The following is a 20,722-nucleotide window of genomic DNA, read 5'->3' as shown; positions in this document are numbered from 1 at the left end:
AACACCGCAGGATGGAGCAGTAGGTAGCTCGTTGGGCTCATAACCCAAAGGTCGCAGGTTCGAGTCCTGCTCCTGCTACAAGGCAAAGACGAGCTGAAATAGCTCGTCTTTTTATTTTTTAATAATTTATCATTGTCATTCCAAAGGGAGCTGTATCGCCCGATACGGTAACTCCCGAGCATCATCAAAACACTCATTTTTAGGGAATACTAGAAGAATCCTAGATAGAGTTTTCTTATCTTGTACGGGACTCCATTAACATGGCAAGGGTAATCGTGGACTAGTTCATGGAACAAATCAATCACAAAGCTGGCTTTGTCAGTATTATTGGCAAACCCAACGTAGGAAAATCTACCTTAATGAATGTTTTGGTAGGTGAGCGTCTATCTATCATCACTTCCAAAGCTCAAACTACTCGCCATCGTATTATGGGGATTTTGAATGGGCAACACAATGGTGTAGATTTTCAATTAGTTTATTCTGACACTCCAGGCATTATTTTGCCTAAATACGAGCTTCACAAATCCATGATGAGTTTTGTGCATAGCTCTTTAGAAGATGCAGACATTATTTTGTTTGTTACGGATATTTTCGAAAAATATGACGAAGATGATGTAATCAACAAATTAGCACGCATCAATCATGTTCCTGTGCTTTTGTTAATCAATAAAATTGACTTAGCTACAGAAGAACAAGTGCAAGAAAAAATCGCTCACTGGCGTGAACGTTTCCCAACACAGGCAATTATTCCAATCTCAGCACTAGGACAAAAGAATATTGGCTCTATTTTCGACACCATCGTAAACAGTCTTCCAAATCATCCTCCGTATTTTGAAAAGGATGAACTGACAGACAAACCTGAGCGTTTCTTTGCTTCGGAAATTATTCGTGAGAAAATTTTCAAAAACTACAAAAAAGAGATCCCCTATTCTTGTGAGGTAGCTATTACAGCTTTCAAAGAGGAAGATAATATTATCAGAATTTCGTCAGAAATCTACGTAGAGCGTGTAACCCAACGTGCCATTATTATTGGTCACAAAGGCGAATCCATTAAAAAAGTAGGAATTCAAGCTCGTGAAGAACTAGAGAAATTCTTTGGTAAAAAAGTGTTCTTAGAACAATTTGTGAAAGTCGAACCAGAGTGGCGTTCGAAAGCACAAAAACTCAAGCAGTTTGGCTATAGCCAAGATTAATGAGTAGAAACAGTCGTGCTACTCTCCTATTATGAGAACAACTTGAGACCATCAATCATGTGTTGTCAAGAGTTATTCATCACATAGGGTTTTAATGACCGTCGAGTCATACATTTATTATCAACCAGAGGTGCTCCATTTCTAACCACCTTCTTGCAATGACAAGCTTGATAGGATGAATTGGAGAAACAGCTCAAACAACCAACAAAATGTCAAATATTTTAGCGATTGTAGGTCGCCCAAACGTGGGTAAATCTACATTATTCAACCGCCTTATCGAACAAAAAAAGGCGATTATGGACAACGTATCTGGTGTAACTCGTGACCGTCACTACGGCTTTGGCGAGTGGACAGGTAAATACTTCACAGTTATTGATACAGGTGGATACGTGCATGGGTCAGAAGACACATTTGAGGGTGCTATTCGTGAACAAGTAGAATTGGCTATCGACGAAGCAGATGTGTTATTATTTGTGGTAGATTGTCACACAGGTATTACCGACTTAGACAAAGACTTTGCTAATGTCCTACGTCGTTCAAAGAAGCCTGTATATGTTGCAGCCAACAAAGCTGATACCTTCGAAAAAGGTCTAATGGCTGCTGAATTTTATGAATTAGGTTTAGGTGAACCATTTGCTATCTCGGCAGAAAACGGTTCGGGTACAGGAGATTTGCTTGATGGGATTGTAAGTCATTTCCCAGAAGAAGGTATCGAAAACCCACATCAAGATATTCCTAAGATCGCTATTTTAGGGAAACCAAACGTAGGAAAATCTTCTTTCTTGAATGCTCTATTAGGTAAGCAAAGAAGTATTGTAACTGATATCGCAGGTACAACACGCGATGCCATCGACAATCACTATACTTTATACGGAAAAGAGTTTATCATTACAGATACCGCAGGTATTCGTCGTAAGGCAAAAATCGATGATAACTTAGAATACTACTCTATTCTTCGTTCACTGAAAGCCATGGAAGAATGTGATGTTGCAGTTGTTGTAATCGATGCTACTACAATCGACCCTCTTACTGGCTTACAAGCGCAGGATATGAACATTATTTCGATGGCACACCGTGCGAAAAAAGGAATTGTGTTGATGATCAATAAGTGGGATTTGGTGGAAAAAGATTCAATGACTTCAAAACGTCTTGAAGATGCAATCCGTCAACGTATGGCTCCGCTCAACTATATGCCAATGATTTTTACTTCGGTAAAAGATAAAGTGCGTATTTTCCAAGCGGTTGAAAAGGTATTGGAGGTTTACGAAAACAAAACAAAACGTATTCCTACTTCTAAGTTGAATGAAGTGATGTTGCAGGTTATTGAAAACTACCCTCCTCCAGCATGGAAAGGGAAGTATATCAAAATTAAATATTTGACTCAATTACCAACAAAAGCACCATCTTTTGTATTATTTTGTAACTTGCCTCAGTATATCAGAGAAAGTTATGAACGATACTTAGAAAACAAAATGCGTGAGCACTTTGACTTCACTGGTGTACCAATTCAATTATTCTTTAGAAAAAAATAAGGAATTGCCAATCAGCTAAAAATGATTGCTCCTTTAATAAATATGAATATCAATCGTACTATTATCTCGACACTCTGGCTCAACAGTTTTCTGTTGTAGGAAGGTTTGTCATGGGTAAAAGGTACTACTCAAAAGAGTCTTTCTGCATAAGGAAGGCTCTTTTTTGTTTTGCGATAAGCGTAAGAGTCTTTCTTCCATAATTAACCAAATCTCTTATCGCACAAAGCCCTCAAACTCGATGAAAACAAAATCAATCCACAAGTCTAGTTATTTTGCAGGAGTTATTCTTGTCTTTGTAGGAGCAGTAGCCTTCGCTGGAAAAGCCGTGTTGGTACGATATAACTATCTACATTATCATGTAGATACCATTTCACTACTTGCTCTAAGAATGCTTTTTTCGGCACCATTTTATATAGGTATTCTGGTATTCAAAAACATAAAAGATACTACAAAGCCAACGCTCAGTAACAAAGAATGGCTAACAATGGTTTTGATTGGTATTGTTGGATATTATTTGGCAGCTCTATTCGATTTTTGGGGACTAAACTATGTAACAGCTAGTGTTGAGAGATTAATTCTGTTCTTGTATCCAACTATTGTCGTTATTGTTTCAGCGATTTTTTTGAAAAAGAAAATTACTAAAATTCAATATTTAGCACTAGTTGTGACATATCTTGGAGTATTTTTTTCCTTTATTCCTGACCTCAAAATTGGGATGCAGAAGGATCTATTATTAGGTTCATTTTTAGTATTTCTGAGTGCCTTTACTTATGCTTTATACTTAATTGGCAGTGGCGAAATGATTCCCAAAATAGGTTCTTTGCGATTCACTTGTTATGCCATGTTGATTTCGACAGTGATTGTGATGGGACATTTCTTTTTAACGAATCATGCAAGTTTGTTCTCCTATCCAAAAGAAGCTTATTTACTTTCTTTTGTGATGGCTTTGTTCACTACCGTGATTCCATCGTTTATGATTTCGGATGGCATTAAGAAAATAGGCTCAGGAAATGCTTCTATTATTGGGAGTATTGGCCCTGTTGCCACGATTATCATGGCAAATGTATTTCTTAACGAGCCGATTAGTATTTGGCAAATAGGAGGCACGATAATAGTCTTAATAGGAGTATTGATGATTTCTGTAAAAGGAAAATAAGCACTTAAAAAATAAAGGAACAAAGTAGCAGCGCTCAAATCTATCAAAGCTGAAGCTCTCTACTTTGTTCCTTTATCTTGTCTAATTTTACTAGTCTACTTTAAAAAATCTGTATTCAAGCGCGCTACTGTCCCTTTTCCTCCTACTGCCCACACGCTATTTCCAACAATACTGATAGCATGAAATGGAGTTTTATCAATCATAATCCAACTTTTCCCAAAGTCTTTCGAATAGCTTGTGCCTGATGGACCAACAGCAATAATGATTTTCTTTTGCCATATACCGACTCCTTCTTTCAAGCCAGCAGGATTGGTATTAGCCTTCAATTGCCAGGTTTTTCCAGCATCTGCAGTAACCAATACATTGGGTAAGTCTTTTTCCACTTCCAAATAGTCGCCGCCTACAGCCACACCATGCTGGTTATCCCAAAATTTCATTCCGAACAAACCTGATGCTTTACCTGCAGGCACAGGAGTATCAATTGCCTCCCATGTTTGTCCTTGGTTTAAAGTTCTAAATACTCGTGCAGACTCAGCTCCTCCAGTACATATATAAGCCTGTTTTTTACCTACAGTAATCATACTTGTACCCGAAGCTGCAAATGCTGCCTCTGTACCTTTATTGGCTGGTAAAGCCGTTGGAATTAATCTTTCCCAGGTCTTGCCTGCATCCTTGGTTTTGAGTAAAAACCAGTGCCCTGCCACGGGATCTGAAAAAACTAGCCCCGTATTTTTATCCCAAAAGTCTATACCATCAAAAAAAACACCCTTATCTTCTGTTTGGAAGACTAAATTCCAAGTTTGTCCTGCGTCATCAGTGCGATAAATCTTCGCAGCGCCTTCTGAGGCTTCTCCTGCACTTACAATAATTGCCTCTTTTTCATTAAATGCATAAATATCTCTAAAATCTAATTTCTCTGCATTAGGAACATTAATTACCTGCCAATTTTGTCCTCCATCAATAGTTCTTAGCACAGTACCCTTACTCCCACTAATCCATACATTTTTATCGGAAAGAGCATGAACGGTTCTAAAACTCGCTGTGGTATTGATATTCTGGCGCAACCATTGTGCCTTTGATGACAGGCTGAAAAAAGAAAATAATAGAAAAGTAATGAATAAATTTTTCATAGAGCTTGTTGAATAATGAAATCATTTATAAAAAGAAAAGCCCCATCATAGTAAGAATGACGGGGCTTTTCAGAAAATATTTTTATTATCTATTGATAACAATACGTTTTGTTAATTCGAAGCCATCTGCTTGGAAACGGAACAAATAAGGTCCTTCAGGTTGGTTTCTAAGGTCTACTACAGCTTTTCCAGTAATTGTTGGAATTGAGCCTGTGTAGATTAAACGACCAATCATATCATAGATAGAGAAAGTTACTTTATTATAGTTTTCTAATGTCTCTACTGTAACAAGACCATTACTTGGGTTTGGATAAATTGCTAGACCTTTCAACTCTGGCTCTTCTTTGAATGTATAAGCTTTAGAGTAATCAGTATAACAAACCAAAGTATTTAATGGAGCAGGCACCGAGTAAACTACCTTTCTACGAGCTGAGTAATCTCCATAACGATTAGCTTTGATGCTTTCTGTCGTAAATGTTAATACTTCAGAACCATATTTCCACTGATAATCTGTACCATCTGGGAAGTTAGTAGCTTTCACAGTAAACGCGCCATCTTTTACAATACTTGCAGCCGAAGCACTAGGGCTTTCTTTAACTGTAACAGTAATTACATTTGAGCGAGCAGATACACAACCGTTAGCATCTTTTGCTGTTGCTGAATACTGTCCTGATAATTTTACTGCGTCAAGAACTTTACTAACCAAACCAGTATTCCATGTAACGTCGTTTGAACTAGAAGCTGTTAATCTTACGCTATTTTCTTTTGTATAATCAGTAACGTCTCTTGAGCAGAAAGTAATTGCACCCTCAGCTGTAACCACTGGAGCTGGAGGAAGTGGCAATACTGTCACTGCTATAGTATCTGATAATGGAGATACACAACCTCTAGGATCAACTACTCTAACAGCAGCTTTAGTAGTTACTTTAACAGTCACCGAGCGAGTTGTATCATTAGTTGTCCATCTGAATCTTGTTGTTTCACCTGAAGCTAGTACTGATGACTCTAGCACAATACTTCTATCAGCACAAACCTTAACCAATCCATCACCTTTAACTGTAATTGTTGGTTTAGCAGGTAAAGCATATACTGTTACACGAACTACATCTGAAGTTGGAGACAAACAACTGTTAGTATCACGAACAGCCACTGTATAAGAACCTGCCTTTGTTACCTTGATAGATTTAGTTACTTCACCAGAACTCCAAATATATTTGCTTTGAGTTGAAGATGTTAAATTCACACTAAAACCATCACAAAACGCTAATGGACCATCAGAAGAAATCGTAGGTTTTGCAGGAATAGCATATACTTTAACAATTGTAGTATCTGATGTTGGAGATACACAACCACTTGTATCGATTACTTGAACAGCATATTTACCAACAGCATTGATACCTTTCAAGCTAGCAGTTGTTGCACCTGTGTTCCACTTGTACTTGAAGCCTAAGCTTGATGTCAAAGTCAACGTATCACCATTACAAATACCTGCGTTTTTCTTAGAAGGAGTAATAACAGGTTTTGCAGGAACGTTTAGAGCTTTTAAGCTAATCGGATTTGACAACTTTGAATAACAAGCCTGACGATTTTCAATCGTTTGTACTTGAATTTTCGCTGTTTTATTAAATTTAATTGAGCTTTTATTTCCTAACGAGTCTTGGTAAACACCGTTTACATACCATTTGTAGTAAGCAACGTGTGTGGCACTGTCAGATTTCAGAGACACAACTTTACCCTGACAGAACAATGAGTCCCCTGTGATAACTGGTTGCTTTTGAATTTCGATAAACAATACAAAAATATTGTTGCTTGAGTATTGAACACCAGCAGGAGTTGGACAATTTCTTGAAATTGCCCTCACGGAATATCTACCAGTTAAGTCGATTTCCAATCTAGGAGTACCTTGTCCTTTAGTGTTTGCTGAAGTTACCCCGTTCATTCCGTCTCTGTCCCAAACGTAGTCAAAACTAGGGTCTGTTACAGTTGATGCTAAACGTACTGGCTCCTTAGCCTGATTCTGGCATGTTTCGTAATAAGAGAAACTTCCTGTGTTAACAGAATAAACTTGTGGTCTTGGAGGAATCTTAGCATAAGGAATATTTACTGGAGCAGAAGGTAAGCTGTAAACAGAACTTTCTTCGCACTTAGCATAATAACTAGTATTGGAAGTAATACGATTTTCAAGGTATGCACCTGTACCAATTTCTGAGTTATTAGAGCTATTGTACCAGTGAACGGTTCCTGAGTTACAGTTCTCCGCAATTAAGCCTACATAGAGACCTTCATCACTTGGACTAAGCTCGTACCCACATTTGAGTACCTTGTAAGTTGCATATGGAGCAACAGGCGCTGCTTCCACCAATGCTTTTGGCTTCTTATTGGACAAGACTCCGCCTTCTGTCAATGGCTTAGCCCATGAGGTCACAGAACCTACCACTAATAATGCTAAAGCTAAAAAACTGTTGCGAGTAAGGGTGCTCATAAGTTAACAAGTATTTAAGAAACGATATTAGGTTAAGATTACTCATTGCGTGCGAATCAAATTCAAATGAGTAGTGTTTGAATATTCGCAAAGTTGCAATTAAATAGTTAAACACTAAGTAAATTTAAGGGATGACTAATGATATACCATAGAAAAAAGGGTAAACTTTTTAAACGGTATAATGCCTATTTTCTTCTTTTTCAAGAAGTTTTCCTTCAAACTTTCTCTATTGTCTAAGACTACAAAATTATCAACTTATTGCATAAAAAGTATCTCAACCCTTTAAACAATGCTTTTAAGTTGATTATGAAATATTTAAGATTTTATTGAAATAATAATCGGCTTCTTTTTTTGATTTTTACTTAGCTCTTAGGCGCAATGCATTAGATTGGCTTTCGAAATATATCGAATTTTCGACAAACATATAAGAAATAATCAACATTTAATAGTTTAATTTTTCGATTAGCTCCTTTTCAAAGACAAAAATGATTCATATCATTCTTACTCATTTCTTCTATTACTTAATTCTGCGTAGTTAATTTATTCTTCAAAGGATTCATTTTTTTTGTACTTGTTAATTAAAATAGTTTTGTATCTTTGAAAAAACATTAACCATTTTATATTTTTTATAAATATTTTAAGTAAAAATGCTTAATTCTATGAAATTATGAAAATTAAGAAACTTCCTGTTGCTTCTCAGGCTTTTGACTATCCGCTGTTGATTAAAAGTATTTTAGCTTACTCTACAAAGCTTGAACCTAATCGAGAAATAGTCTACCGCGACCTTGTTCGATATAATTATATTACACTCAATCAACGTGTAGCACAGTTAGCAAACGTGCTTACTTCCATCGGAATGGATGGTGCTGCTACCATTGCAGTATTGGATTATGACTCACATCGGTATTTGGAGTGCTTTTTTGGTATTCCCATGACAGGAAATATCCTACATACCATCAACTGGCGATTGTCGGCAGCCCAAATTTTGTACACCATCAATCATGCTGAAGATGCTCTTATTATTTGTCATCTAGACTTTTTACCTTTATTAGAGTCTCTAGCCTCTGAACTTACAACTGTGAAAGGCATAATTGTATGTACTGATGGTCAGGTATTGCCACAAAGTGATAAGCTGCCTATTTTGGGTGAATATGAAACCTTGTTATCGCAAGTATCCTCTGATTTTCAATTTCAAGATTTTGACGAAAATGCAGTAGCTACCACTTTTTACACAACTGGTACCACAGGTAATCCCAAAGGTGTATTTTTTACTCACCGTCAACTTGTATTGCATACACTTGCTTTGTGCTTTACTTTTGGAACAGTAGACGGCACATGTAGATTCAATAGCTCCGATGTTTATATGCCACTTACCCCAATGTTTCATGTACATGCATGGGGTTTTCCTTATGTGGCCACTATGGCAGGAGCCAAACAAGTATATATCGGTAAATTTGAACCTGAGGTTGTACTAAAATGCTTTGTGAAAGAACAACCTACTTTTTCGCATTGTGTGCCTACGATATTACAAATGTTCGTGTCACACCCTGCCACCCAGCAAATTGACTTATCTAAATGGAAGGTTGTGATTGGGGGTTCTGCTTTACCGAAAGCACTGGCAAAGGCAGCACTTCAACGGGGCGTGGATGTTATTACAGGATACGGAATGTCTGAAACTTGTCCAATTTTGTCTACCGTTTACTTGAATGCAGTGGATAAAATGAACCCTGATTTAGATTTTCAGGTAGAAGCACGTACTCGTACTGGTACTCCTTCTGTATTAGTTGATTTAAGACTTATAGACTCAGAAGGGCAAATTATAGAATCAAACGGGGAAGATATTGGAGAGATTACCGTAAGAACGCCATGGCTGACACAAGGCTATTTTAAAGATGCTGAAAAATCAGAGGAACTCTGGCGAGATGGTTGGTTACACACGGGAGATGTGGCTTCGCTTAATGAAAATTATTCACTCAAAATCAGTGATCGTATCAAAGATGTGATTAAATCTGGTGGTGAATGGGTAAGCTCAATCGAGCTCGAAAATATGATTGGGACGCTTGAGGCTGTTCAAGAAGTAGCTGTGGTGGGTATTCCAGATGAAAAATGGGGCGAAAGACCTTATGCTCTCATCGTACTTAAAGAAGGAAAAAGTCTCAGTAAAGAAGAGCTCAAAGCACACATGAAGCAATTTGTTGAGGCAGGGAGAATAACTCCTTGGACGATTCCTGACGCTATTAATTTTACGACAATGATTCCAAAAACCTCTGTAGGGAAAATCGACAAAAAAGCCATTCGTGCTACGGTGGATACGATTTTGACCTAAATTGGTTCAAAAATGTTTTATATAAATGCTTGATTACGTAAACCTTGTTGGGCTTCCCGACGAGGTTTTTTGTTTGTTTTCAGAAAGATTTCAAACATTTTTATAGAACTTCGTCTTACCAAGAGACAATCACTCCAAAATTATGGCACAAAACGAATTATTTCCTATTTTTTTAAAACTTAATACGCTCGACGTTCTATTGGTTGGCGGTGGCAATGTTGGCCTCGAAAAGATTTCAGCTATGTTACAAAATAGTCCCGAAGCACGCATCACCGTTGTGGCGCCTATGATATTAGACAGTCTGAGAGAGTATATTCGCCATTTTGAACAGGTTCAAATTATTGAAAGAGAATTTCAAGAACAAGACCTAGATAATAGGGACTTGGTAATTCTAGCAACCGACAACCCACAGTTACACGCCACTATAAAAGCTACTACCAAGCAGAGACGAATCCTTTGTAACGTAGCCGATACACCACACTTATGTGATTTTTATTTAGGGTCTATTGTTCAAAAAGGAGATTTAAAAATTGCTATTTCTACCAACGGAAAATCGCCAACTATGGCCAAACGTATTCGGGAGTTTTTGGATGACATTATCCCAGACAATATTCAAAATCTACTCGATAATCTTCGTGAAATAAGAAAATCAATACAAGGAGATTTTCAGGAAAAAATCCGAGTGCTCAACGAAGTGACTGCGTCGCTGGTAGAAAAGAAAAAATAATTTTAGAGAAAATCAAAATACCGCATAAAATCGTCTTTATAATTTCGTCCTAGAGGAATCATATGCTTTCCCATGATAATTTCATGGTCATTAAAAGACTCTATTTGGTCGATATTGATGGCAAATGAGCGATGCGTACGAACTAGTTTATCGAAATTTATACGCTCTAGTACACCATTTAAAGTCAAACGCAAAGTAAATTTCTTTGAGCTTGTGATAATATGAACATAGTTGTTATCAGATTCTAGGTAAAGAATTTCACTCAGTTTGACTTTATTAAACTGATAGCTTTGTTTGATAAAGATAAAGTTATCGATTTGTAAAATCGACTCGCGTGTGGCATTAGGCTCCTTTGGCACTACATTGAGAGCCTTCGTACTTGAAGTTTCAGCTTTGGCTTTGGCAAAATTATGGATAGCTAAATCGATAGAAATTCTTAAGGCTACATCACCGATGGGTTTGGTAAGATAGGCTGAGGGAGAAGTTTCTTTGGCACGTTCGAGAGTCTCCTCATCTGTTTGACCAGATAAGTACACAATCGGCACCGATTTTATTTGTTTTAAGTGTTGTGCTGTCACTATTCCATCCCAGCTACCCTTCAACTGAATATCAAGCAGTACTAAATCCACTTCGTTGGCTTTGAATAAAGCTAGTGCGTCTTTGCCGTTATCAGCTACCTCGAGTACATCATATCCTTCAGCTTCAAGTCTGGCAACGAGGTCCATTCCTACAATAGCTTCATCCTCTACGATTAAAATGGTCATAATTCTTAGTTTCTATAGTATTTCGGTATGTTTAGTAGGTAGCAAAATTGTTTGCATTAATTGATAAAACAAAAGCCGTTCAATAAATCCTATTGAACGGCTTCGAACTTATGTTATATTGTATGACTACAAGTATTTGTTAACATCTACAGAGTTAAGATCTTCGAATGCCAATTTCAAGCGGCTAACGAAAGTTTCTTCACCTTTACGCAACCAAACACGTGGGTCATAGTATTTCTTGTTTGGAGAATCTTCCCCTTCAGGGTTACCGATTTGTCCTTGCAAATAACCTTCTTTTGCTTTGTAGTATCCTAAAATACCTTCCCAGAATGCCCATTGCAAGTCTGTATCGATATTCATTTTGATAGCACCGTAAGAAATAGCTTCACGGATTTCTTCGCGAGACGAACCAGAACCACCGTGGAATACGAAGTTGATTGGCTTCTCAGCTTCCAAACCGTATTTCTCTTTGATAAAATCTTGAGAATTTTTCAAGATAACTGGTTGCAACTTCACGTTACCTGGCTTGTATACACCATGTACGTTACCAAATGCAGCAGCGATAGTGAAACGGTGAGAAATTTTGCTCAATTCTTCATAAGCATACGCTACTTCAGAAGGCTGGGTATATAATTTAGATGAATCAACGTCTGAGTTGTCAACGCCATCTTCTTCGCCACCAGTTACACCCAACTCAATTTCAAGAGTCATGCCTAACTTAGCCATTCTTTCAAGATATTTTGCACAGATTTCGATGTTTTCGTGCAAAGGCTCTTCAGAAAGGTCAATCATGTGTGAAGAGAAAAGTGGCTTACCATATTGTGCATAGAATTTTTCACCTGCATCCAAAAGACCGTCTAACCAAGGCAACAATTTTTTTGCACAGTGGTCTGTGTGTAAGATTACTTGCACGCCATACGCTTCGGCCAATTGGTGTACGTGATGAGCTCCAGAGATTGCACCTGCAATAGATGCTTCTTGTTTGCCATTTGGTAAAGATTTACCAGCATAGAACTGAGCACCACCATTTGAGAACTGGATGATTACTGGAGAATTAACAGCTTTTGCAGCTTCTAATACACCATTAACCGTGTCTGTACCTGTTACGTTAACAGCTGGTAATGCAAATTGATGTTTTTTGGCAACTTCGAAGAGTTCTTGCACTGCATCTCCATGCAATACACCTTTTTGAGTAGCTAAACTTGACATAGTGAAATTTTTTCTTGTTAAAAACGTACCTTACCTAATTTTTCAATCAGATAGTAGTCAAAATTAATAATTTTTCCTTGCTTTTTGACAAAAACACAAAATATAATTTGGCAACAACAATAAAGTAGCTAATTTGAATATATAGTTATTAGAGTGTTTTTGAAATCGAATACTACCTTCAATAAAAATCCATAACTAGCTGTTTTTCAACAACAAACATATTCTATATTAGTCACCTATGTGGAAGCTTTTTATAACAAGCGTTTATTCGTCAATCGAAGATTTAGGAACTTATCTTCTTGAGATTATTTCACAAAAATACGAATCTATTTGGCATTATTATCGTTAAAATAACATTGATATTTGAATGACCTGACACATTTTATGATTACCTCTGGAAGATTTATTGTTGGAATGTCTGGAAGGTATAAAGCAATAACCAAGTTTATTAGTAGGATATTCGTTAGTCTAGGTGCAATTACCTAATTTTGTCTCATAATTTCTCAATGATTAATAGACGTTTACCAAACGTTCAGCTTACATGTTACCAAAAGACTTTTTAGAGGCATTAAGCCAAAAACATACCAAGTCCAATACCTTCCCTTCTACGTCGGCGGTCAAAGAGTTGTTTACTGATATCATGCTCACGCTCTTTCCAGAGCAGACCCAAAGACATTATGGTTGTTTGGACGAACTTCAAGAGGCTTTTGACCAAATCGAGCTAAGACTCACACGGCTATTGCGCTCTATGCAAAAGCATCTTGATGAAGACGCTCGTATTTTAGCGACCAACTATATTCAAAAACTTCCCGAAATTTACAGAGTTCTATTGACTGATGTTCAAGCGACACTGCTTGGTGACCCAGCAGCTCAAAGTGAATATGAAGTAATACGAGCTTATCCTGGCTTTTACGCAATTGCTTTTTATCGTTTAGCACATGCACTTTACGAAATGAATGTACCAATGCTTCCTCGTATTTTGACGGAGTATGCTCATTCAAAAACAGGTATTGACATTCACCCTGGCGCTGATATTGATGAGTATTTCATGATAGACCATGGCACAGGTGTGGTAGTTGGAGAAACAACAACCATTGGAAAACATGTGAAACTGTACCAAGGTGTAACTCTAGGAGCGCTATCGGTCAGTAAAGAAATGGCTTCACTTAAACGTCATCCAACCATCGAAGATCATGTGGTGATTTATTCGGGAGCAACTATCTTAGGTGGCGAAACAGTTGTGGGAGCCCATTCAATTATTGGGGGTAATGTGTGGCTAACTAGAAGTGTGCCTCCTCAAACCAAGATTTACCATCAAGAACAAGTAAAGATATTAAATTAAGCATTGGGCGACTGGCTATGGACTTTGAGCAGGAGTTATCCAGAAAATCGTACACTTGTTAGAATCATTTAGCAATTTGCTGATATAAAATACAAATTATGGCAACACTTTTGGATTTAGTGGGAAATACCCCGCTTGTTGAATTGAATCGTATTAACCCTAATCCTAATGTAAAAATTTTAGGAAAACTAGAAGGAAATAACCCTGGGGGATCTGTAAAAGACCGTGCCGCCTATGGCATGATTAAAGGAGCGTTGGAGAGAGGTGAAATCACACCTGGGATTAAACTCATCGAAGCGACTTCGGGTAATACAGGTATCGCCTTGGCAATGATTGCTCGTCTTTTTGACATTGATATAGAATTGGTAATGCCCGAAAACTCTACTCGTGAGCGAGTATTGACGATGGAAGCATTTGGCGCAAAAGTGACTTTAACAGCTGCTTCAGAAGGTATAGAAGGCTCAAGAGATTATGCTGAGGCAAAAGTTGCTGAGGGTGGGTATTTAATGTTGAATCAATTTGCCAACCCAGACAATTACATGGCGCATTATCACAGTACTGGTCCTGAAATCTGGCGTGATACCAACCAAACAGTAACGCACTTTGTAAGCTCAATGGGAACAACAGGTACGATTATGGGCACTTCCAAATTTTTGAAGGAAGTAAATCCAGCTATTCAAATTGTAGGTTGTCAGCCAACAGAAGGCTCAAAAATCCCTGGCATACGTCGTTGGCCAGAAGAATATCTTCCTAAAATTTATGACCCAAGTCGTGTAGATAGAGTAATGGATATTTCGGAAGAAGAAGCGCGTGCCATGGCCAATACCTTGGCAAAAGTGGAAGGTGTTTTTGGAGGAATGAGTAGTGGTGGCGCGGCATCGGCGGCTGTACGCTTAGCACAAGAATTAGAATCCGGAATAATTGTATGTATTATCTGTGATCGTGGCGACAGATATTTATCAAGCGACCTTTTTGGCGCGTAAAACCCGAATTTAATTGAGTGATTTAGTGGTTGAGCGAATGAGTGATTGTTTTATTTGTAGAGACGCAATACTTTGCGTCTAATGTGGAGTCATACAGTAGGATAGTATCAAAAAAGCGGTCGGAAATTGTTTTCCGACCGCTTTTTTGATCTAACTTGGCTTGAGACGTAAAATATTACGTCTCTACTGTTGACACCAACTATTATTTCCTTAAACCTTCCGCTTTCAACATCTCCCCTATCTGGTTTACCATCGCAATCGACGCTTCGATTTCTTCTTTACGAATCGCTACACTTTCGATATTAAACCCTACTGGTACTCCTAATTGAATGCAGTATTTTATTAACTCGTCTGCAATCGTGATACATACTTCTACAGATCTATCCAAGATATTTTCTGAAGCCTTAAACTCTTCTTTCAACTCCTCTGGAATGTGAATACCTAACCATTCCATAAAATGCAATGTTTTCAATGATCCACAAGCTGTTAGCGTAAAGATAATCGTTGGAATTTCCTGATTTTTCGCTTGACAAGCTTGTACCAAAGCATCTAACATTGCTTTGGCATAATCGACATTAAAAACACATTGCGACACAAAATAACTTACCCCCGACGATACTTTATCCAAAATACGTTGATCTTCATCCTTCAGTACAGCATGACGTTCGGGAATAGTGACAGCACCAATTACCGATTGATCTTGATATTGTCTCCAAACACCATAAGCTTCTGGTAAGCTGGTAACAGGTACAAAGTCTGGAGAAGGCACTCCCACGAATACAGGCGAAAAACCATGATTTATCACTTCTTTCAACCAAGCATTTAATTCTTCTTGGGTAAACTTTCCTGCTGGACGATAGATAATTTTGGGTACTTGTAGAGAAGATAGGTGATCTTTAGCAAACTCAAAAGGGTCATGAGCACTAATAAATGGAAACGGGCGCTCTTCGCTAGTACGAGCTGATTCGTCTTGGACATCATACACGACTAAAGCATCAATGTCAAGATTATGCAAACGAGCTAATGTTTTCTCTGCAATTTCTATTACTTTTTCTGGACCAACCTGTGCTTTAGGAGGCGTAATTCCATACAATAAGATACCAGACTCTTTTGATTTGATTTTATCTAAAAACATAAATTATTTACGAGATTGTGTAATCGGTTAACAGGATTACGTGGTAAGAGATAAGCATTTAGCTTATTGGGCTACAAAGGTAGCAGGAAGATTTGTGATTATAGAATCAAAATGAAAGGTTTTCTTGAGAATTGATAATGAATGAAATATCCACTCTATGATTCTTTATCCTTTCCAAACTCCTAAAAAATTCGGAACTTTGTGGTTTCATACAAAAATACAATCACATGAGAATACATCGCCCTTTGGCAGATGCCGTTGTTGGGACTTTACAAGAAATCTTTTTGAATAAACGTCAAGCAGACCGTGCTATAGAATATGTACTAAAATCAAACCGTAAATGGGGAAGCCGTGATCGTGGGTTCATTGCTGAAAACACTTACGAAATTGTTCGCTGGTGGCGTATGCTCCATTTTGTGATTGAAGCACCCGAATCACTCAATAAATATCATTTCTGGCAAGCATTTGGCGCTTGGCAATTACTCAAAGCAAAGCACGCCAATTCTGACGAGGCACTTTTTCGCTTACCAGATTGGGTTGAGTTTTCGAAAGTAAATACCAACCGTATTTTTAGTCGTTACGAAGAAGCCAAAAATATTCGTAAAATAATCGAATCTGTTCCAGATTGGTTAGATGCCCTCGGAGAAGCAGAGCTAGGCACAGAGAAATGGAATAAAGAAATTCATGCTCTAAATCAGCAAGCACCTGTTATTTTGCGTGTTAACTCTCTTAAATCAAACCGTGAACATGTAGCGGATTTGTTGGGTGATGAAGATATTAATGCAGATTACAACAATGAATTACCCGATGGACTTATCCTTGAAGGTCGCCCAAGTGTATTCAAAACATCTATGTTTAAGGATGGCTTTTTTGAAGTACAAGATGCTGCCTCACAATTGGTAGCACCTATGTTGGATGTAAAAGCTGGTATGCGTGTGATTGATGCATGTGCTGGAGCAGGTGGTAAAACCTTGCACATCGCGGCTTTGATGGAAAACAAAGGACGCATTATTGCGATGGATGTAGAAGAGCGTAAGCTTCAAGAATTACAAAAACGTGCTCGTCGTGCTGGTGCCATGAATCTCGAAACTCGTTTGATTGAACCTAAAACAATCAAGCGTTTACAGGAAAGTGCTGACCGTTTATTGCTTGATGTTCCATGTTCGGGCTTAGGGGTAATTCGTCGTAACCCAGATGCTAAGTGGAAACTTACACCAGAATTTATCGAAAACCTCCGCACGATTCAATATACTATCCTGACACAGTATTCGTCTATGCTGAAAAAGGGTGGGAAAATGGTTTTTGCTACATGTAGTTTACTACCTTCAGAAAGTGAAGACCATGTACGTCGTTTCTTGGCTGAACAAGGTGAGCAATGGGAATTATTAGAAGAACGTCGTACTTCTCCTGCTGAGGATGGATACGATGGTTTTTATATGGCTTGTTTGCAGAGAAAGTAAACTCTATTTGTAATAACAACCCCGTCAGAATAACACATTGACGGGGTTTATTTTTTGATTTTATCTTCCTACTCCTATCTTCTTTAAATCTTCTGCAAGCTTTGCGGAAAAAACCTCCGCTCCCTTTTTATTGAGATGTTGAGAATTATAAAACCATTTCTTCTCAAAACATAATGAATCGTTGGTGTAATCTAAGAAAATACATCCGTATTTATTGACAGCATTTTGACACAGTGTATTAAACGCCTTTTTGTTTTTATAAAAAGGTTGTACTTCGTAATATTCCGGGGCATATACCAAAATAACTTTTATTCCTTTCTTTTGACAAAAACGGAGATATTCTTCAAAACTCGCCTTTACATCGCTCTCGATGGTATAATTGATGCCTTTAGGATATTTTTTCTTAAACTTTTCAAACTGATTATCCCACGGAATATCATTTCCTTTAAAGCCTTTGTATTTGTCGGTATGTGCTACATTTTTAGACCCAGCATAGCACTTGAAACCTTCCCATGCCAAATCCAAATCATTGGCATACTTATACATAGGCATGTATTTCTGAAAATGATTAAACTCTCCTTTTATATCTGTTAGATTTTTGATGAGAAGTGGCTCGTTGAGGTAGGGCAAAAACTGTTGATAGTCTACCAAGTTTTTACGTTTTGCAAAACCATACAAGTCTACATTGTGAACAACATATTTGGGAGCTTTATTATGTTCTAGATACAGCTTAAAACGTGTCCACTGCATATCGAATCGCCATGCTGACATACCCAAATTATAAGAATTGAGGTGTAAAGTGCTATCCAGAATATAAGGTGAAATATGAAAAGCTGCTCGTGAAGAACCCAATACCAACAAATCAGCATTGATTTTGGCATTGAAAAGCGCATTCCAATCGGCTAAAACGGTATGGTTTGACTTTCGTAGTCCCGAATCGACCATATAAGCCATAAGACTCAAAGCTAGCAATGGAACCGATATAATCAACGCTAGCTTAAGCCAAAACTTTTGTAACATACTATGATAATTGAAGATTGGACTTTACTGAATAGTTGCATTGATTTGGTAGGCTTTTTTCTCACCAAAAACTAATTGTTGAAATCCATCAATTTCATAATGTTTCAATCGATTATGCTCAAAATCAGCTTTGATTTCCTTTCTGGTTTTGTATAAATAATTTTCATCCGACAACAATGCATATACCTGTTGAAGCTTTCCATTTTTCAAAACTAGCTTTATTTCCTTCACCAATTGTGTTTCGGTAGATTTGAGCGTATAAGTTACCAAAGAGTCGTTTTGTGAAATTTGGTAGCTATTCAAAAAAGCGGGCTTATTCAAATCTGCTTGAATAAAAAAGTCCAACTCTTTTTCCCAATCCTGAATCACCTTTGTTTGTGTATCGGCAGTAGCACCTACCTTTACTGTTTTTTGCACAGCAGGTTTGCGTTGTGAAAGCTCTTTGATTTGTGTTTCGAAAGTACCTTTTAAGTCAAAATATTTATGATTGCTTTGCTCTACTTGCTGATTACAAGCCATTACAGAAAGCATTAAAAATAAACTAGCTAGAATGTTTTTCATGATACAAAATTAACACAAAAGCCTTTTATGTCGTTCCTTCTTCTCAGGTAATAATTCTTTGTCTGAATTATTACAACCATAAAAGATTTGGCACCAATAAAATTTCTTCGTATTTGCACTAACGATTCAGCATATTACCTATCAGAAATATCTTGGCATTTAGGTATATTGAGAGATAATCCCTAAACAAATGACATCTCAAAATCGACTTGCCTCCGCGGACATCTACCGTGGATTTGTCATGCTACTCATGATGGCCGAAATACTACATTTCGGCGACGTTTCAAAAGCACTTCCTAATAGCTCTTTCTGGGCTTTTCTGGGACATCACCAAGACCATGTCGAGTGGGTGGGTTGTGCCTTACATGATTTGATCCAGCCTTCATTTTCATTTCTTGTTGGCGTTGTGTTACCATATTCGGTTGCGAGTCGACTCAATAAAGGAGGTAGTTTCAATCATGCTTTTTTGCATACACTCAAACGATCCTTCATATTGATTGCGCTCGGTATATTTTTACGTTCCCAGTATAAAACACAAACGTATTTTACTTTTGAAGATACACTAAGCCAAATTGGTTTGGGCTATACTGTCCTATTTCTACTCGCTTTTCGTTCTCAGAAAGTGCAAATAATAGCTCTCATTACTATTCTGATAGGATATTGGTTAGCTTTTGCTCTTTATCCATTACCTGACGCCAACTTTAATTACACCCATGCAGGTATTACCAAAGACTGGGAATATAACCTATCAGGATTTGCAGCACATTGGAACAAAAACACCAATTTAGCTTGGGCTTTTGACCGTTGGTTTCTCAATCTTTTTCCAAGAGAAAAACCCTTTCTGTTTAATGGAGGGGGATATTCAACCTTAAGCTTTATTCCAACACTTGGCACAATGATTTTGGGTCTATTGGCTGGCAATATCTTTCAGTCGACTATATCAGCTCAAGAAAAGCTCAAACGTTTCTTGATTTTGGGCGTATCAGGATTAGTATTAGGAATAGCACTTGATGCCTTAGGAATATGTCCAAACGTAAAACGTATTTGGACGCCGACTTGGGTGATATTTAGTGGTGGTTGGTGTTTTTTACTATTGGCATTTTTTTACTGGGTGATTGATATCAAACAATCGACGGATGCCTATTTTCTGAAAGTTATTGGTATGAATTCCATTGCAGCCTATTGTATTGCTGATGGATTAGGCGTTTATATCTCAAAATCACTGAAGATTCATCTAGGTGAAAATTACGCCAGTATTTTAGGAGATCCGTACCAGACCCTAATTCATGGAGGATTGATGTTATTAATTTATTGGCTGATTTTAAATTGGTTATACAAAAAGAAGATATTTATCAGGATATAGAAAATTCCTAACCGCTAAGACGTAAAACAAACCAAATATGATTGCCCCAAAACAAACGTTCGCATTTCGACAGAATTAGACGCAAGCATTGCGTCTCTACAGTGCTACCAATTCATACTGTAGAGACGTAATGATTACGTCTCAGCGACGTAAAACAAACCAAATATGATTGCCCCAAAACAGACGTTCGCATTTCGACAGAATTAGACGCAAATATTGCGTCTCTACAGTGCTACCAATTCATACTGTAGAGACGTAATGATTACGTCTCAGCGACGTAAAACAAACCAAATATGATTGCCCCAAAACAGACGTTCGCATTTCGACAGAATTAGACGC

General features: G+C 37.7%; 16 protein-coding genes and 1 tRNA gene. 10 read left to right on the top strand and 7 right to left on the bottom strand.

All coding sequences use genetic code 11. The features are described 5' to 3' along the window. Positions 1-5: 5 nt before the first annotated feature. The 4 genes from QM524_RS16495 to QM524_RS16480 all read left to right on the top strand — a co-directional run bounded on the left by QM524_RS16495 (position 6) and on the right by QM524_RS16480 (position 3,881). Positions 6-78, top strand: a tRNA-Met gene (locus tag QM524_RS16495). Positions 79-287: 209 nt separating this feature from the next. After that, positions 288-1,193 carry a GTPase Era gene (gene era, locus QM524_RS16490; RefSeq protein ID WP_095160705.1) on the top strand — a complete coding sequence of 302 codons (906 nt, stop codon included), beginning with the start codon at positions 288-290 and terminating at the stop codon, positions 1,191-1,193. A gap of 209 nt (positions 1,194-1,402) precedes the next feature. Beyond that, on the top strand, positions 1,403-2,725 hold the full coding sequence (gene der, locus QM524_RS16485; protein ID WP_095160706.1) for a ribosome biogenesis GTPase Der: 1,323 nt from the start codon (positions 1,403-1,405) through the stop codon (positions 2,723-2,725). 238 nt (positions 2,726-2,963) lie between these two features. Then, the gene (locus QM524_RS16480; protein WP_283345418.1) at positions 2,964-3,881 is read left to right on the top strand and encodes a DMT family transporter; all 918 of its coding nucleotides are present in this window, start codon (positions 2,964-2,966) and stop codon (positions 3,879-3,881) included. A gap of 95 nt (positions 3,882-3,976) precedes the next feature. On the opposite strand, the gene QM524_RS16475 is transcribed toward QM524_RS16480, so the two are convergent. Continuing rightward, entirely contained in the window at positions 3,977-5,011 is a 1,035-nt protein-coding gene (locus QM524_RS16475) for a WD40/YVTN/BNR-like repeat-containing protein (protein WP_283345417.1), read from the bottom strand. Positions 5,012-5,096: 85 nt separating this feature from the next. After that, positions 5,097-7,493: a T9SS type A sorting domain-containing protein gene (locus tag QM524_RS16470; RefSeq protein ID WP_283345416.1), complete on the bottom strand. Its 2,397-nt coding sequence runs from the start codon at positions 7,491-7,493 to the stop codon at positions 5,097-5,099. Between the two features lie 667 nt (positions 7,494-8,160). On the opposite strand from QM524_RS16470, the gene QM524_RS16465 reads away from it, so the two are divergent. After that, entirely contained in the window at positions 8,161-9,819 is a 1,659-nt protein-coding gene (locus tag QM524_RS16465) for a fatty acid--CoA ligase (protein WP_283345415.1), read from the top strand. Between the two features lie 142 nt (positions 9,820-9,961). Continuing rightward, positions 9,962-10,546, top strand: a complete 585-nt coding sequence (locus QM524_RS16460; protein ID WP_095160711.1) for a precorrin-2 dehydrogenase/sirohydrochlorin ferrochelatase family protein — start codon at positions 9,962-9,964, stop codon at positions 10,544-10,546. A 2-nt stretch (positions 10,547-10,548) separates the two neighbouring features. Here QM524_RS16460 and QM524_RS16455 read toward each other — a convergent pair whose 3' ends face one another. After that, positions 10,549-11,310, bottom strand: a complete 762-nt coding sequence (locus tag QM524_RS16455; protein WP_283345414.1) for a LytR/AlgR family response regulator transcription factor — start codon at positions 11,308-11,310, stop codon at positions 10,549-10,551. Positions 11,311-11,436: 126 nt separating this feature from the next. After that, positions 11,437-12,519 carry a class II fructose-bisphosphate aldolase gene (gene fbaA / locus QM524_RS16450; protein WP_283345413.1) on the bottom strand — a complete coding sequence of 361 codons (1,083 nt, stop codon included), beginning with the start codon at positions 12,517-12,519 and terminating at the stop codon, positions 11,437-11,439. A gap of 541 nt (positions 12,520-13,060) precedes the next feature. On the opposite strand from fbaA, the gene QM524_RS16445 reads away from it, so the two are divergent. Next, positions 13,061-13,861, top strand: coding sequence for a serine O-acetyltransferase (locus tag QM524_RS16445; protein WP_095160714.1), 801 nt, complete (start codon positions 13,061-13,063; stop codon positions 13,859-13,861). A 98-nt stretch (positions 13,862-13,959) separates the two neighbouring features. After that, positions 13,960-14,844, top strand: a complete 885-nt coding sequence (gene cysM, locus QM524_RS16440; protein WP_283345412.1) for a cysteine synthase CysM — start codon at positions 13,960-13,962, stop codon at positions 14,842-14,844. A 202-nt stretch (positions 14,845-15,046) separates the two neighbouring features. Here the strand turns inward: cysM and QM524_RS16435 are convergent, their stop codons facing one another. Continuing rightward, positions 15,047-15,979, bottom strand: a complete 933-nt coding sequence (locus QM524_RS16435; protein WP_283345411.1) for a methylenetetrahydrofolate reductase — start codon at positions 15,977-15,979, stop codon at positions 15,047-15,049. Positions 15,980-16,206: 227 nt separating this feature from the next. Between QM524_RS16435 and QM524_RS16430 the strand changes: the two genes are divergently transcribed. After that, positions 16,207-17,439 (top strand): RsmB/NOP family class I SAM-dependent RNA methyltransferase, encoded by a 1,233-nt coding sequence (locus tag QM524_RS16430; RefSeq protein WP_166549727.1) that lies wholly within the window; start codon positions 16,207-16,209, stop codon positions 17,437-17,439. A 60-nt stretch (positions 17,440-17,499) separates the two neighbouring features. Here the strand turns inward: QM524_RS16430 and QM524_RS16425 are convergent, their stop codons facing one another. Then, positions 17,500-18,459: a hypothetical protein gene (locus QM524_RS16425; RefSeq protein ID WP_283345410.1), complete on the bottom strand. Its 960-nt coding sequence runs from the start codon at positions 18,457-18,459 to the stop codon at positions 17,500-17,502. Between the two features lie 24 nt (positions 18,460-18,483). Next, on the bottom strand, positions 18,484-19,020 hold the full coding sequence (locus QM524_RS16420; RefSeq protein WP_283345409.1) for a hypothetical protein: 537 nt from the start codon (positions 19,018-19,020) through the stop codon (positions 18,484-18,486). 190 nt (positions 19,021-19,210) lie between these two features. On the opposite strand from QM524_RS16420, the gene QM524_RS16415 reads away from it, so the two are divergent. Next, complete coding sequence (locus QM524_RS16415) at positions 19,211-20,383, top strand: acyltransferase family protein (RefSeq protein ID WP_283345408.1); 1,173 nt, start codon at positions 19,211-19,213, stop codon at positions 20,381-20,383. Positions 20,384-20,722: the final 339 nt, after the last annotated feature.

Source organism: Flectobacillus roseus, assembly GCF_030056595.1.
In the GTDB taxonomy this organism is placed as follows: Bacteria; Bacteroidota; Bacteroidia; order Cytophagales; family Spirosomataceae; genus Flectobacillus; species Flectobacillus roseus.
This window is presented reverse-complemented; position numbering and strand designations above follow the sequence as displayed.